Source organism: Gemmatimonadota bacterium, assembly GCA_040882465.1.
GTDB lineage: Bacteria > Gemmatimonadota > Gemmatimonadetes > Longimicrobiales > Gaopeijiaceae > JBBEBG01.
The window spans coordinates 31,510-46,363 of record JBBEBG010000037.1; the positions used below are offsets into that span (position 1 = coordinate 31,510).

Here is a 14,854-nt window from a genome sequence, read left to right on the forward strand (position 1 = left end):
CACTACGGACGCACTCCCAATCCCATCACCAGCACGCTGTGTGTGGGACGGATGCGCAGCATCGTGGATGGCGAGGACCCGTGAGCCGCTTCGATGGCCGGGACTGCGTAGCCTCGCACCGCAAGATCGAAGAACCATGTACCTTCCAGGGGCCACTCGAGGCCGATCTCCCCCACGATCCCGACCCCGGTGGCGCTGGCCGTTTCGGCGGAGCGCGCCGACGTGTTCGCCAGCCGCATGAGAGCGGGGCCGCCCCCCACGCGAAAAGAGCGCAGCGGTTTCCAGAATGCCGAGACCCATCCCGTTCTGGCGATCCAGTAACCGCTGGTATGTTCTGGAGACTCGCCTCCCCGGTAGCCGTGAGCACCCCCAAGCGAGGTCCGCCCATAACCCGCGCCCAACGCAAACGGCCTTGCGACGGAGAACCGACCCGAAATTTCAAGAGTTGGCCCGCCACTCTCCTCCCACGGGTGAAGCGTCGGACCAGGGCACCCCAAGACGAAGCCGAGGAATTCGATGCAACCTCCTGGTGTCGAGTCACCAAATCCAGCGCGATCCATCTCCTCGGCCAGTCCGGCCGCCAGGCCGCTAGAGGCCCAACCCAGACTCGCGCTCAGCGAGAATCGCTTCGGGGATTGTCCGGTTTCCTCCAGCGGAGTCTGTCCGACAAGGAGACCGGGCATGAGAAGCGTTAGTAACAGAATGCGTGCATCGGACGGGTTTGGACGTCGCGTGTTGGAGACCCTCACTTCTTGGACGCACCAGCCAACTGCTCTCTCGGGTCCAATTCTGGGGCTTGTCATCTTTCTCCCTCGCTGTATCACGGGGCGTCCGACTTCTTCGCGGTAGCTCTCGTCAGGGATTCGGCGAGTCTGAAACTCCTCCGCGTTGTGGTCCCATCAAGATGGCTCTCCGTCGAGCGCGGGAGCGTACGCCACTTGACTTAGCGGTGACCCCACAGTGACGTAGTCGCACGCCGGATTCCGGGCGGGAGTGGGCGCAGGCGATCCGGCGATGTCCGTTACCTTGAGAAAACTCGGGTGACTGGAAGAGCGGCTGGGGACACCCCAGCGGGGAGATCCGAATGACCGGAATGCGGGGTGTCGCGGGGGTGACGGTAGCGATCGCGTCATTCGGGCTCCACCCTTCGCCGGGTGATGCCTAGGGCGCACCATCGGCATTCTCAGAATGCGCGTCGCCCGGCCAATGGGTCCAGGAAGAGGGGCTCGTGGCCGTGGGCGGGATCGCGCAGTGGGTCACCATCCACGGGGACGACGGCACGGTTGCGGCGCTCGAGGCCATCGGACCCCCACCCTGGGAGGCGCCCCCCAACTTCGGCATCCTTCGTGGTCTTCCAAGGGCTTGCGAGGCGGGCGTGGCGAACTGTCGGGCTGTGTACGACGATCTCGTGTGACCGGAGCTTCGATCCACATTGGACGACCGTCCGCTCAGTTCTTAGAATTTGGACATCAGCTCCAGAGTCATCGCCGCGCCCCATGGAGGAGCCCCGGCGACGGGCCTGACGGCCAGCCCTGAGAACCGGTCCCGGCGGACACCCAACGAATCCTATCCCGGAAGGGAGGCACCCTTGAATCGAATCGAAGTCCAGACCGAAAAGATCCGGACCGAACGCGGGTTCATCGCGGCGTTGGATCAGAGCGGGGGGAGCACGCCGAAGGCCCTCCGGAGTTATGGGATCGAGGAGGGTGCCTGGTCGAACGACAAGGAAATGTTCGACCTGGTACATGCAATGCGGGCTCGGATCATTACGAGCCCGGCCTTCTCGGGAGAACGCCTGATCGGCGCGATTCTCTTCGAGGACACGATGGATCGGGACATCGAAGGCCGGCCGACCGGGGACTACCTCTGGGAAGTGAAGGGAGTCGTCCCTTTTCTCAAAGTAGACAAGGGACTCGCCGAGGAAAAAGATGGAGTGCAGCTCATGAAGGACATCCCAGGCCTCGACGCGCTACTCGGGCGGGCGAAGTCGAAGAATGTGTTCGGCACGAAGATGCGCTCTGTGATCAAGCTGGCAAATCCGACGGGGATTGCGGCCATCGTCCGCCAGCAGCTTGAAGTTGGCGCGCAAATTCTCGCCGCCGGTCTCGTTCCGATCCTGGAGCCCGAGGTGGAGATCAAGAGCCCTGAAAAAGCCAAGGCCGAAGCCCTGCTGAAGGCGGAGATTTTGAAGGGGCTTGAATCGCTTGGCGGGAGCGAGCACGTGATGCTGAAGCTCACGCTCCCCGAGGAGGACAACCTCTACCGCGAGTGCATCGAGCACTCGAACGTGTTGAAGGTCGTGGCGCTGTCTGGGGGTTACTCGCGCGCGGAGGCCAACGAACGGCTGAGCCGGAACCGAGGAATGGTGGCGAGTTTTTCCCGGGCGCTCGTCGAGGGCCTCTCCGCCGGTCAGAGCGACGACGAGTTCAACGCGACCCTCGACGCCGCTATCGAGAGCATCTACCAGGCATCGCGCAGCTGATCCCGGGATCTGCGGGCTTGAATGGCGATTCCAGGGAAATGCCCAACCCTCGCCTCAGCCCTGCGGGAGCGCGTCCACAAGCTCCACCATGCGGCGCAGGTGTTCCTGGGTAGGAAGCCGCCCTCTGCCTCCACCCAAATTGTCCACCATGTGCTCGGGGTCCCCGGTTCCGGGCACCGCCACGGTGACGGCCGGGTGGGCCACCACGAACTTCAACATGAACTGCGCCCAGGTCGTGGCATCGAACTCGGCGGCCCACTCCGGGAGCGGTCTGTCACCGATTCGCGCCCACATCCGACTTCTCCCGAAAGGGAGGTACACCATGACCGCGATCCCTTCGTCCTGCGCCAGAGGGAAGATCGTCTCCTCTGCGACTCGGTTGTCGATCGCGTAGTCGATGCCGATACAATCAATCGGGTAGTCTCGCATGACCTGAGCGAGCGCCGGGTATTGATTCTCGCTGGTGGTTGTCATGCCGATATGGCTGATCCGGCCGGCCGCCTTGTATTCCTGCAGGATGCCGAGCTGCGTGGGCGGATCGCCCATGTTGTGGACCTGGTTGAGGTCGATCACAGGCACCCGCAGGCGAGCGAATGACCGCTCGATCTGATCCCGGACCGCGGCGGGATCGGCCGATCCCCCCTGGTCGACGTTGACCTTCGTCGCCCAGAAGATATTGTCCGCGAATCCGTCTTGGCTTGCCCACTCTCCCGCGTATTCTTCGGACCCGCCCCCTCCATATCCCGCCGCCGTATCGAATACCCTGCCGGCCCCCTCGGCCCCGTTTGCCAGGGCGTGCAGAACCGCGCGGTGGCCGGCCAGCTCCTCCGAGCTCGCGTTGGCCGAGATCCACCGGCCTCCGAGGCCGATCACGGGGATCTGCACGCCGCTGGAGGGGATCGGCTTCAGGATCATCCCCTGTGACCCGATCTGTGCGGCCAGCGCTTCGCGCAGGCCGGAACCGTATCGTCCAAGGGTGAGCGCCGCACCGGCCCCGGCCGTGATTCGGAGCCATTCGCGTCTAGAGATCATGGATTCCTCGCGGATTCAGTCGTCGTCGGATTTGATCGTCGGGTGTCCCGATGTGGCGCCCGACGATGCCTCTCACCCTCAGTTCCCGGACGTTTCGGGAAGTCGGCTCTGCCTCACTTTTTCGGAGTATTTCTCGTATAGCTGCCGGTGGATATCGTTCAGGTCGATCCGCCCTCCCCGAATGTAGGCGTCCTCCACGCGGGATCGCGTGTCGAGCGGGTGTCCGGTCGTGACGATCAGCGTTGCGTCCTTCCCGATTTCGATGGATCCCACCAGATCGTCGATCCCGAAGATCTGAGCCGGGTACAGCGTGACCGCGCGGACCGCTTCCTCCTCAGGAAGTCCGAACGCGACGGCGACCCCCGCCTCGTACGGCAGGCGGTTTGCGTAGGGGGCACTCGGTCCTCCGGTGATCGCGAATCGCACTCCCAGATCCGCCAGTCGGCCGGCGAGCGCGTATGCGTGGTCGTACGGCTCCCACGCGCGGCCCGGTGCGGCCATAGTTGACGTGAGGAGCACTGGAATTCCCTTCGCCACCAAATGGTCGGCGACATAGGGGGCGTCCGTTCCGCCGCGGAGAACGAGGCGGATCCCCTCCTCCTCGGCCCAGGTGATCGCGTCCTGAATCTGACGGAGCTCGCTCGCCGATACGACCACGGGGACGTCCCCCGCCAGCGCCGGAAGCATGGCCTCCCACCGCAGATCGAGCGGGAGGGAGCCGCCGCCACTCCGCACGTCCCGATACTCGCGCGCGGTCTGGAAGAGGCGCCGGAGCTCCCGAATCTGGGCGGCGTATGCGTCCGCGTCGTTCGGATTCGGCCAGTTGACGTTCAGCGCCAGCCGGCTCCGCATCGTCATCGCCTCCCAGCTCCAACCGTCCAGGGCGAGCGCGGCCGAAAGTCCGGAGACGAGTCCCCCGCCCGGAGTCGTGATGGAGACGAGGACGCCGTTCGAGCGCGTGGTTCCGATATGCCGGCTCTCCGGGTTCACGGCCACTTCGACGCGGGCATTGGGATTGAAGGCGCCGAACTCGTTCGTGTCGATCGTGAGGTCTATGGATCCGATCTCGTAGAGGCCGACCTGGCTAAATCCGTCTATCAACCCCGGATAGACGTGCCTGCCGGTGACGTCCACCCGCTCCGCGTCGGGCGGGATCGAAACGTTCGTCCCGACGGCGGTGATGACGCCGTCCACGAAGAGGACGGTTCCGTTCGAGATATCGGGGCCGCTCACCGGGTGCACCGTTCCGCCCGTGAGCGCGACGGCGCGGCTCTGCGGTGCGGCGGGGACCTGGGCGTCCGCCTGAGGAACCATTAGGAACGAGGCCACGGCCATAACGGGGAGGACCGATCGAACGAGCGTGCCCCCGACCCATGCGAATGCGTATCTCATCGAAAATCTCCTGGCGGTCGGTGGCTCAGTCGTTGTCGAGGGCAAGCTGGATGAGCTGCGCGCGCTCCCACTCGACCTGACGGCGAAGCTCCCGGTCCTCGGTGAGATCGAAGTAGCGCCGCCCATCCACCCACGTTTGTTCGGCCCGTGTGAACTGAGAGAGCGGATTCCCGCTCCAGATCACGAAGTCCGCGTCCTTCCCGACTTCGAGTGAGCCTACCCGGTCGTCAATGCGGAGGATGCGCGCAGGGTTGATCGTGACCAGCGCGAGGGCATCCTCCTCGGTCATCCCGGCTCGGACCATCTTTCCGGCTTCCCAGTTCATACGGCTCGAGACCTGGGAGTCGTCCGAATGCAGGGAAGTGAGCACCCCGGCCTCGGTCAGCAGGCGAGCGTTGTAGGTCATCCCGTCGTACGCCTCGATCTTGAACGACGACCAGTCGCTCCACACGATGGCCGCCACCCCCGCCTCAGCCAGCTCGGGCGCGATCTTGTAGGCCTCCACGCCATGTTGGAGCGTCAGGACGTTGAAGTCGAACTCCTGGGCCAGGCGCACGAGCATCAGGAATTCGTCTTGGCGGTAACCGTGCGCGGAGATGAGCAGCCGCTCCTCGAGAATGTCCACCAGCGCATCCATCCGGAGGTCCCGGCGCGGGGGAATGCCCTCGCCGTTTCCGGCCTCCCACTCCCGCCAGATTTCGCGATACTCGCGGGCGGCATTGAAGTTGTCTCGGATGATCTCTTCCACGCCCATTCGGGTGCCGGGATACCGCGTTTCAGATACGGGGTTTTCGCCCAACGCGAACTTCACCGTGCGGGGCGCGCCGACGAACCGCAGCTCATCGGGAAGGGCGCCCCACCGCATCTTCACGATGACGTTCTCTCCGCCGATGGGATTGGCCGAGCCGTGTTTCAGGTGCGCCAGTGTGAGTCCACCCGCGAGTTGCCGGTACATCCAGATGTTGTTGTGGGTGAGCACGTCTCCGACGCGGACCTCCGGAACGATGTTCGACCCGGACTCATTCACCGACGAGATCCCGGAATGGAGGTGGGGATCGATGAGCCCGGGGGTGACGTGCCGCCCCGCGGCGTCAATGACCACCGCACCGGTCGGGGCCTGGAGGCCCTGACCTACCTGCGAGATGCGTCCGCTCGTAACGAGGAGATCCGCGTTCTCCATGAGTCCGCTCGGGCCCATGGTCCAGATCGTCGCGTTCCGGACGAGCACGCTCTGGGGCTGCTCGGGAAGGGTCTCCCGCCCGAACTCCATTGCTGGACGGATGTCGGCGAGGCGGAGAAGGGCCTGCGCCGGGGGCGCCGCGCTCCCGTCATCGGCTTCATCGTCACTCGCCGCCTCGTCCGCCGCTCCTCCACCGGGCCCGGAGGGACTGGAGGCCGTCGCAACGGACGGTGCCCCGGCGTCCGGACCGGGCCCCGCGACCCGCTCGGCGCGCCAGCCCGGCGCCGTGCCATCGGGAAACTCGCTCCAGCCATAAACGACGTCGCCTTCGATGGATCCGGAGAAGCGAACGAGCCCGTCCACCGCGAGGATCTCGCCCGGTACGCTGAAGCGGAGCCGCCCTTCCTCGTCCTGTATGCTGGCCGACTCAAGGTCTTCTTCCTCCCCGTTCACGGTGAAACTCCCCGTGAGTCGCTCGAGGGACCCCTCGAGGCTCAAACGTCCATTAGGAACGCCGCCGCCGTTCCAGGCGACCAGCCACTCTCCCCGAGGATCCACACGCGGGGGCGTGGAGATCTCGTATCGGCGGCCGTCAACCCACACGTCCCGGATCTCGGCTTCGTCGTCGAACAGGTCGCCGTCCACGGCCACGATGTTCGCCACTTTTCCCACGTCGAGGGTCCCGTGTGTCCGTTCGATGCCGAGCATGCGGGCCGGGTTTACCGTGAGCGCCGCGACGGCGATATCCGTCGGGAGTCCGCGTTCGACGGCTCGGCGGAGGTTCGGCAAGAAGTCGGCCGCATCGTCCAGGCCGGCCAACGTGAGTGCGAACTCGATCCCCGCCGCGGCCAGGCGTCCTGGATTCTCGGGGGCGAGGTGCCAGTGGCGAAGGGTCGAGAGCGTCACATCGAGCGCGTCCTCCGGGCTCTCGACCTCGGGCGTGTCCGGAAAGTTCAGCGGGAGGATCAGCGGGAGACCGGCATCGAGGACATCCAGGATTCGATATTCCTGTCCGCTTCCGCGGATCCAGGGTCGGATCTGAGGGAACTCGCGAAAGAGGGCCTGGGTCCGCAGGTATTCCTCCTCGGACCGGACTTCGAAGAGGAGCGGTTGCTCGCCCCGGACGGCGGTGCCCAGTGATGCCAGGGCCGGATTCGTCTCCGGGCGGCGGAGCCCCACCGGATTCCGCTCGTAGATCGTCTGGGCCTCGCCGTACCAGGCAGCGTCCAGGAGTGTCTGTCGAATCAGGGCGATGGCGCCCATGGAGGAATTGGGATAGCTGGCGGCGATGTCGGTGTCCCGCGCGAAGGAGACCGACTGACTGATGCCCGACCGGAGGATCCGGTCCCGGTACGGGTCCTCCCCGAGGCTCACGAGCGCTGACTGCCCGCGGAAGATGCCGAGCGGAGGCACCGCGTGAACCACGGTGACGCCCTGGCCCCGGAATTCCGCCGTCCGATCCTCGCTGACGAGGAACTCCTCGGCCGCGTCAATGAAGGGGCGCACCTGCGGATTCCAGTGCACCGGACCCCGAGCCGTATCCACCCGGATTTCCTCGAGTCCCAGGTCTGAGTGCGCGTCAATGAACCCCGGATAGAGAGTGAGCCCCGCCTGGTCGCGCACGTGAGCGTCCGGCGGGAGCGTCACGTCGGCCCCGATGGCTTCGAGCACGCCGTCTCGGATCACGAGGGTGGCATCCTCCAAGATCCGCCCTGGGCCCATGACCACTCGGGCATTGGTGAGCGCGTAAACACCGGGAAGTTGCTCGCGTATGCCTTCGAGCCGTTCGGTCTGGCGAGGCTCCTGGGCCAGAAGGGTCATCGGAGCGATCGCGAGGAGCAGGAGGAGTGCGGGGCGGTTCATGACGACTTCTCCTTTGGACGTGGAAAAGCGTGTGGGGGGGCCTTCGAGAATCCGGCACGTTTGTCCGGCCCCCACCAGAGGCATTCTACGGTCGTCGGAGCGATTGCGCCTCGATTTCGGGTCCGGCCCACGAAATGCAACGGTTGCGATCACGGAGCGGGCGCCCCGGTCGAACCTCTCGCGGTGGCCCGGACGCTGGGAGGCTCAGCCCCTCGGGATCGAGAGGACGCGTTCGGCCTCGTTCGCCTGGGGGTCGAAGGGGGCCCACCGATCCGGTTGCCCGAAGGCCGTAATGTCTCGGGTCACGATCTCTCCCCGGCGGTACCGGCGCGTCTTGTACCCGGCCTCACTGGAGAAGGGGGTCGCGAGGAAGCTTTTCACATAGTTGTGAAGCTTCCGCACCCCCCGGGCCCTCAACTCGAACGGATTCTTGCGGTGGACTGGAGCTACGGTGTCCGCCGAGCTGCGGGGAAAGAAGCAGAGATGGACGCACCGCATGTCGCACGCCTCCCACGGGGCCTCCGCGAAGAGGTCGAAGACGTCCTTCTTCGAGTGGCCCGGCCGGAACTTCATCGAGTGTCCGTGGAGCCGCTCCCGGTCCGGCTGCACCCAGGACTCGAGGAGGCCGAAGTTGTAGAGCTTCGTTCCCCGGGGCGTGTGGGGACTGATGTATCCGGAGGCCTGGCCGGCCTCGAGGTCCATGCGCACCGCATGGAGCATATATCCGGCCAGGCACCAGTGGGCATCGAACTCACCGGACAGGATGCGAAGACGCAGCCGGGCCAGCCCTTCGGGATCGTAAATCTCGTCTCCGTCGACCCCGAAGATCCAGACGTCCTCCCCCGCGTAGTCTTGGATGTACCGGTGACTCGTATTCGGGTCCTCGGACTTGTGGATCGTGATCCGGGGGTGGAGGGCTCGGAGCGCCTCCAGCTTCTCTCCCGTCCGGTCGTCCGACTGATTGTCCACCACCAGGAACTCGTCGCAGAAGTCCACCGCGTTCGCAATGGACCAGAACGCGAAGTACTCCTCATTTCTCAGAAGCGAGATCCCGACGATTTTTCGCTCTGTGCTCAACTCCTCCTCCTGATCATTCATCCTGTTTCGGCATGCGGTCGGCCGGATTCGTGCGACGATCGCGAGTGATTTGAGCGAGCGCCCCCGGTGGGCCACCGGAGCTCCTCCAGGATGGCCGGGATCATGAAGGAGGGCTAGGGATTTCAAAGGCCCTCGGAGCGCGAACAGCAAGGTAGGGGGCGGGTTTTGAGGGAGCAAGGAATTCTTGAATGGAGGCCCTGATGGCCGGCCGAGCGAGGGGAGAGCGGCGCACGGAGCCGGGAGAAGGGCTCCGGAATCCCTATGTGGGGATGGGCCGGGAGGATGGCGGGAGGGGCGGGGGAGGAGGAGCGCGGAGCGGACGTTGCGGGCGAAGGAATCAGGCGTCCCAGTGGCCCGGCGGGGACTGCTCGAGGTCCGGCTCGGGGAGGGGCTCTCCCTGGCCGAGGTACGGCCGAAGTGTGACGTGTACGCTACGACGCCTGGTAGATCCCGAACGCGATCAGCCCGGCGAAGCCGAGCCCGACGATCCACAATAGGGCGCGCCCCCATCTGAACTGCCGCAGGTAACCGCCGAGAAACCCGCCCACGAGGAACCCGAGGGTGCCCCCGAAGAACCAGTCCCAATTCAGGGGTGGGTTCAAGCCGCCGAACAGCGCGCCGATCGCACCGAAGTACCACACGACGAGGGGCGCACCTCCGCGCTGCTGCGAATCCCCCTTCTTGTCCTCTCTCTGCCGTCGATCATAGTGATCGTCCTGCTGCTTCATGTAGTCTTCGTGCTGCCGCTGCTGCTGATCGCGCGGGCTCTTTTCGCGCTGCTGCCGTTCCTGATCGCGGCGCTGGCGCTGCTCGTTCTGGTGATACTCGTCCCAGCTCATCGTTTTGCTCCCCCGGGGCTGGTGATGAACTGCAGCGCCCGGCGCTGTGGCAAAGCGCGTACTCATGGCCCGCGCCGCGCCGGGATGGGGGCGGGAGCGGAGGCGTCACCGAAAATGGGGAGGGCCAGGCATCATAGGGGCCCTACGACAGCGCCAGGAAAGAGGCGTCCTCCTCGGCCTCGAACTCCAGAATCTCTGCTCTTCGCGACCACAGCGGTGCCTCGATCGCCTTGGTGGAGCAATTTCCCCTGCGAATCCAAACGACCTTGGGCGGCGGGCCGCGCAGGAAGCTCACCTGGTGGAAGTCCGAGTCCTTGGAGACGATGGTGAGGTCGTGATCCCGGGCGTAATCCCAGAGCGCGGCGTCGGCTGCTCGCGCGAGTCCGACGTCCCGTACGTGGACCGATCCTGGAAACATGTCCGATAGGCTTCCGACGAGACGCGGAGAGAGGTTCTCATCGAAGAGAAGCTTCACTCGGGGGGGATCGAAACGAGCCATCGCTCACGCTAGGCGGCGAAGGCGAGGGCCGCCCGAATGTCTTCGGGCTCCAGATCCGGGAAATCGGCCAGGATCTGATCCTCGGTCATCCCGGAAGCGAGGTACTCCAGGATATCGTACAGGCGCGACGGCCGAGGAGACCCAACGGCGGGCGGTCGGCGAAGGAGGTGGGGCGCGGACGGCCATCCCCAACCCACCGGGAGTGCCCTGTGCCCTGCCATGGCTGGAGGGGCCCTGCGCACCTCTTCCGGCTGGAGCGTGTCGAAAGATCGTCTCCCGGAGGGGGCCTCCTGAGGCGGCGATGGCGGCTTCGGTCAGATGGAGGTGGCCGCCAACTCTTCCGCCATTTCACGCAAACCGATCGTCTCGACTCCTCCACCTTTCGGATACCGCTCGTCACCGGAGTGGACCAAGAACGCGCGATCGGGCTTCAGATCGTCGAGGGCGTTGCGGAACCCCCGTTCCACCCGCGGCGCCGAGCCACGCTTGATCTCCACGGCCCACCGGCGATGGCCGGGCAGGTCCAACACCAGGTCGATCTCGGCGCCGGCCGAGGTACGATAGAAGCTCGGGAGGGTCCGTTGAGGCGCCAGGCGAAGGAGCGTTTCGACGACATGGCCCTCCCAGCTTCCCCCCACGATCGGATGACCGAGGAGATCGTCGAGGGAATCGAGCCTGAGAAGGGCATGCACCATGCCGCTGTCACGGACGTACGTCTTCGGAGACTTGACGAGCCGCTTTCCAACGTTGGCATGTAGCGGCTCCAGCCGCCGCACGAGCAGGAGGTCCACCAGGAGATCGAGGTAACGCGCTACGGTTTTCCCGTCGACCGCCAAGCCCCGCGCGAGCTCGGCCGCGTTCAGCGGCGCTCCCTGACGATGAGCGAGCATGGTCCAGAAGCGGCGAAGCGTCTCCGCCGGTATCCGCGGACCGAGCTGCGGGATATCGCGCTCCAGATAGGTCGCGATGAAGCTCCCCCTCCACGCCACGCTGGCCTCGTCCGAGCTCGCCAGAAAGCTGGGGGGGAAGCCACCCCTGACCCAGAGCTCAGCCTCCCGGCCAGGGTCGACCTCCAGGACGTCGAACGGTCCGAGCTCAAGGTACGCGATGCGTCCGGCGAGGCTCTCGCCGGATTGTTTGAGCAGATCGATCGACGCCGAACCCAGCAGTAGAAAGTGCCCGCTGGATCTCCCGGAGAGTCTCCGCTCGTCGATGACCCCCCGGAGCGTGCGAAACAGCCCCGGCGCCCGTTGAACCTCATCGAGGATGACCAGCCGGTCCGCGCGAGACTCCAGATACCCGGCGGCGTCCTCCAGCTTGGCGAGATCCGCAGGCCTCTCGAGGTCGAGGTAATCCGGCACCGCCGCGTCACCGAGCTCGAGGCTCAGCGAGCGGGCGAGGGTGGTCTTCCCCACCTGGCGGGGACCGAGGATCGCCACGGCGGGGAACTCCGAGAGACGGCGTCGCACCGGGGCAGAGAGTCGGCGGCTGATCATCCTAGCAAATATGGTATGACATACCATTAATGCAAGGGTGCGAGCCCTGCCGGACGCTCCCGATGTCCCCGGAATATCGACGGGGCCCGGAATTCGGGGTTCTGGAGCCGCACCCTGTTCGGGGCGCCTGTGCAGGAATGGGCGCAGCCGCTTGGGGAGCGAGAGCACCCACTGCCGGACCGGAAGGTGCGGAAGCAGTTGGTCCGTCAGGTGGGCCGCGACCTCGGCCATCCGCCGGCCGTTGCACGACGGGCACACCCCACGCCCTTGCAGGAGAACGCAAGAAGCCGTTCCTGGCCGCAGTCGCCGCACCGCACGCGGGCGAACCCGTGGGCCAGAACCCCGCACGTGAGGTAGCGACGGAAATCCTCCTCGACCCAGGCGGGCACGCCCCACCCCATCGGATCCGCCTCCGCGGCGAACGCGAGGAATGTTTCCAGGTGATACTGGACCACGGGGTAGAGCGGCGTAGCGGTCGGGCGTCTCGGGCGGTAGACGCCTCCGACGGGTTGATACTCCGGCGTGACGGAGGAGGGAGCCCACCGGCGGGTGGTCGGCGAAGGAGGTGGGACGTGGGCGACCATCTCCCAACCCACTGGGACAGCCGTGTGCCCTGCCATGGCTGGAACGGCCGTCACACGGGCAACACGGTCACCCCCCTCCCGGGGGGCAGTGAAACACCAGGACTCCAGACTACTTGTCAGATTTCATCGCAACTAGTGCAGCTCAGGATGACACGGCTATAGATTCCCGTTCTCCGTTCACCGATTTCAGTGTCGGCGTCACAGGCATGCTCACCTCCTCCCCTACCCCCCCAATCCCATCGCTTTGACCACTGCCGTAAAGCGCGGCTGGCCACGCAGCGGGGCGTAGATGAACGACCCGCGGATCGCGTAGGCCGGGCCGCAACGCTCGGCCACCGCCCGCTCGAGCAGGTCGAGTGCCGCATCCGCCTCACCAAGCCCTTGGTACGGGTGTACGAGATGGCAAGGTGAGACACCCGGCGTCGCTTCGAGGTCAGCAATCAACGCACGCGCGTCGGTCCACCGCCCCATCATGCCGAGCATCTGGCCCAGTTCGCCGCGCCAGCGGAGGTGACCATCCGATCGCGCGAACGCCTCTGCCATGGTCCGTGCGCCCGCATCGTACTGCCGACAGAGGAAGAGGGCCCAGGCAAGCGCAGCGTGGGTGCGTGGAGCATACGGATCCACCTCACTCGCGAGCCGCGCTTCCGCCAACGCGTCGCCGTAGCGGTTCGCACTGAGCAACAGCGTGACGAGATCCACCCCATGCGGCGTCGCGCCAAGTGTCTGCGCGCGGCGCGCCACGGGGAACGCCTCGTCGTAGCGTCCCATCGCCCAGAGCAGGCGGGCGAGGATGTCATGCACCAATGGGTGGTCCGGCGCGCGCTCGAGGGCCCGACGCAAGCCGGCCTCCGCACCAGACCAATCGAAGTCCGCCATCATCCGCACCGCCGCATCGACGGCGAGTGCCTCAGGGTGTCGTGCGTCGAGTGCCAACGCATGATCGGCCGCCTCGCGCGCTTCCGCGAAGCGCGTGACGAAATCCGGGTCGCCCTCGGTCGCGAGTTCAAGGCAGGCAAACGCCCGCTGCACCTGCGCCTCGAGATACCTTGGTGCGTGCGACACCGCACGGGTAAAGGCCTCGCGCGCGCGTGACAAGGCAGCGACGGTGTTGCCGGCGAGGTGTTGCCTTCCCTGCAGCACCAGACGATGCGCCAGCGAGTCCGGTGCTGGAACGTCTCCCGATGCGTGGGCCCCCGTCACCACCTCGGCGTGCACCGCCTCCGCGAGCCGGAGCGCCACGTCGGACTGGAGTGCGAGGACGTCTGCATGCACTCGCTCGTACGTTTCTGCCCAGACTGGTCGCTCCGTCTCGGCATCGATCAGCGTCGCGACCACACGCACCCGTCCGGACGCGATGCGCAAGGAGCCATCCAGGACGTAGCGCACCGACAACACGCGACCCACCTCGCGCGGCGCCGCCTCGCGCGCGCGGAGTGCTGCCACCGTGCCGCGCGCGATGACACGGAGATCACGTCGCTTGGCGAGCAACGCGATGACCTCTTCGGTGATGCCGTCGCCGAGCGCATGCGCATCAGGCTCGGCGCCGACGGTGCGCAGGGGCAGCACCGCGATGGACGGGGGCTCGACCGCGGCGGCGACGCCCTCGCGGAGTTCGTCGGCGAGTGCCGCCACGGCGGGGTCGGGGCCGATTTCGAGATCCGCGCGGCGACGCTGCGTGTGCTCGACCGCCTGACGGATCGCGGAGGTTCGGTCGCCGGCCTGCTCGAGCGCGCGCATCAACCGGCGCGCGTCGTCACCCGAGTAGGGATCAAGCGCCACGAGCTGCCGACACGCGGCCACGGCGCCGTGAAGATCGCCCGCGCGCTCAGAACGTTCGAGTTGTGCCAGGACTGCACGCCGATGCAGCCGTTGTAGGTCGCGGCGCGTGTCGTCAAGCCAGTGGCCGAAGTCCACCGCGTCCGGCAGCGAAAAGCCGTCGAGCAACGGGGCCGCGTGCAACCGGGCGACGCGATCGAGGTCGTCGCCTGCGACGGCGGCGCGGAGATCGAGCACGTCGCAGGAGAGCTCCTCGGTACCCAGGAGGAGGCCATCGCCGAGAGAGACGATGGCCTGCTTGCCGAGAGCGCGGCGGAGGACGTGGATGCTGAGGTTGAGGAGGCGGCGGGCGGCGGTCTCGTCCTTCTCGGGCCAGAGGAGGGCCAGCACTCGCGCGCGCGCGAGGGGCAGCGGCCAGGCCCCGGCGAGGAGGGCGAGGAGAGCGATGCGGTGCCGTTGGGCAGGCGGGCCGGTCAGGACAGTGGTGCCGTCGCGCAGGCAGGCGCCGCCGAGGAGCTGGATGCGAACCATACGCTCAAGTTAACGAACAGTTAATTCTCGGGGAGGTGAGGCGCTAACCGTTCCGCGTCATCTTGCGGGCGTTGGTTCT

13 protein-coding genes are annotated in these 14,854 nt (G+C 66.2%); 2 read left to right on the forward strand and 11 right to left on the reverse strand.

Going from position 1 to position 14,854, the window contains the following annotated elements:
• Positions 1–2: 2 nt before the first annotated feature.
• Complete coding sequence (locus tag WEG36_14370) at positions 3–239, reverse strand: hypothetical protein (protein MEX1258795.1); 237 nt, start codon at positions 237–239, stop codon at positions 3–5.
• 989 nt (positions 240–1,228) lie between these two features.
• Here WEG36_14370 and WEG36_14375 point away from each other — a divergent pair.
• Together WEG36_14375 and WEG36_14380 are read left to right on the forward strand one after the other, a co-directional pair.
• Positions 1,229–1,414, forward strand: a complete 186-nt coding sequence (locus tag WEG36_14375; protein MEX1258796.1) for a hypothetical protein — start codon at positions 1,229–1,231, stop codon at positions 1,412–1,414.
• Positions 1,415–1,588: 174 nt separating this feature from the next.
• Positions 1,589–2,482 (forward strand): fructose bisphosphate aldolase, encoded by an 894-nt coding sequence (locus WEG36_14380; GenBank protein MEX1258797.1) that lies wholly within the window; start codon positions 1,589–1,591, stop codon positions 2,480–2,482.
• A gap of 54 nt (positions 2,483–2,536) precedes the next feature.
• On the opposite strand, the gene WEG36_14385 is transcribed toward WEG36_14380, so the two are convergent.
• From WEG36_14385 to WEG36_14430, 10 genes are all read right to left on the reverse strand, one after another.
• The gene (locus WEG36_14385; GenBank protein ID MEX1258798.1) at positions 2,537–3,514 is read right to left on the reverse strand and encodes an aldo/keto reductase; all 978 of its coding nucleotides are present in this window, start codon (positions 3,512–3,514) and stop codon (positions 2,537–2,539) included.
• Between the two features lie 78 nt (positions 3,515–3,592).
• Positions 3,593–4,906: an amidohydrolase family protein gene (locus WEG36_14390; protein ID MEX1258799.1), complete on the reverse strand. Its 1,314-nt coding sequence runs from the start codon at positions 4,904–4,906 to the stop codon at positions 3,593–3,595.
• Between the two features lie 25 nt (positions 4,907–4,931).
• Positions 4,932–7,949: an amidohydrolase family protein gene (locus tag WEG36_14395; protein ID MEX1258800.1), complete on the reverse strand. Its 3,018-nt coding sequence runs from the start codon at positions 7,947–7,949 to the stop codon at positions 4,932–4,934.
• Between the two features lie 204 nt (positions 7,950–8,153).
• Positions 8,154–9,026 (reverse strand): glycosyltransferase family A protein, encoded by an 873-nt coding sequence (locus WEG36_14400; protein ID MEX1258801.1) that lies wholly within the window; start codon positions 9,024–9,026, stop codon positions 8,154–8,156.
• 452 nt (positions 9,027–9,478) lie between these two features.
• Positions 9,479–9,886, reverse strand: a complete 408-nt coding sequence (locus WEG36_14405; GenBank protein ID MEX1258802.1) for a hypothetical protein — start codon at positions 9,884–9,886, stop codon at positions 9,479–9,481.
• Positions 9,887–10,028: 142 nt separating this feature from the next.
• Positions 10,029–10,361, reverse strand: coding sequence for a DUF5615 family PIN-like protein (locus tag WEG36_14410; GenBank protein MEX1258803.1), 333 nt, complete (start codon positions 10,359–10,361; stop codon positions 10,029–10,031).
• A 32-nt stretch (positions 10,362–10,393) separates the two neighbouring features.
• The gene (locus tag WEG36_14415; GenBank protein ID MEX1258804.1) at positions 10,394–10,606 is read right to left on the reverse strand and encodes a DUF433 domain-containing protein; all 213 of its coding nucleotides are present in this window, start codon (positions 10,604–10,606) and stop codon (positions 10,394–10,396) included.
• A 93-nt stretch (positions 10,607–10,699) separates the two neighbouring features.
• Complete coding sequence (locus WEG36_14420) at positions 10,700–11,881, reverse strand: ATP-binding protein (protein MEX1258805.1); 1,182 nt, start codon at positions 11,879–11,881, stop codon at positions 10,700–10,702.
• A 206-nt stretch (positions 11,882–12,087) separates the two neighbouring features.
• Positions 12,088–12,501 (reverse strand): transposase zinc-binding domain-containing protein, encoded by a 414-nt coding sequence (locus WEG36_14425; protein MEX1258806.1) that lies wholly within the window; start codon positions 12,499–12,501, stop codon positions 12,088–12,090.
• Between the two features lie 186 nt (positions 12,502–12,687).
• The gene (locus WEG36_14430) at positions 12,688–14,775 is read right to left on the reverse strand and encodes a BTAD domain-containing putative transcriptional regulator (GenBank protein MEX1258807.1); all 2,088 of its coding nucleotides are present in this window, start codon (positions 14,773–14,775) and stop codon (positions 12,688–12,690) included.
• Positions 14,776–14,854: the final 79 nt, after the last annotated feature.

Coding starts and splice junctions, on each gene's coding strand:
- WEG36_14370 (MEX1258795.1), bottom strand. CDS start 239: ATGCGGCTGGCGAACACGTCGGCGCGCTCCGCCGAAACGGCCAGCGCC.
- WEG36_14385 (MEX1258798.1), bottom strand. CDS start 3,514: ATGATCTCTAGACGCGAATGGCTCCGAATCACGGCCGGGGCCGGTGCG.
- WEG36_14390 (MEX1258799.1), bottom strand. CDS start 4,906: ATGAGATACGCATTCGCATGGGTCGGGGGCACGCTCGTTCGATCGGTC.
- WEG36_14395 (MEX1258800.1), bottom strand. CDS start 7,949: ATGAACCGCCCCGCACTCCTCCTGCTCCTCGCGATCGCTCCGATGACC.
- WEG36_14405 (MEX1258802.1), bottom strand. CDS start 9,886: ATGAGCTGGGACGAGTATCACCAGAACGAGCAGCGCCAGCGCCGCGAT.
- WEG36_14415 (MEX1258804.1), bottom strand. CDS start 10,606: ATGGCAGGGCACAGGGCACTCCCGGTGGGTTGGGGATGGCCGTCCGCG.
- WEG36_14420 (MEX1258805.1), bottom strand. CDS start 11,881: ATGATCAGCCGCCGACTCTCTGCCCCGGTGCGACGCCGTCTCTCGGAG.
- WEG36_14425 (MEX1258806.1), bottom strand. CDS start 12,501: ATGGCAGGGCACACGGCTGTCCCAGTGGGTTGGGAGATGGTCGCCCAC.
- WEG36_14430 (MEX1258807.1), bottom strand. CDS start 14,775: ATGGTTCGCATCCAGCTCCTCGGCGGCGCCTGCCTGCGCGACGGCACC.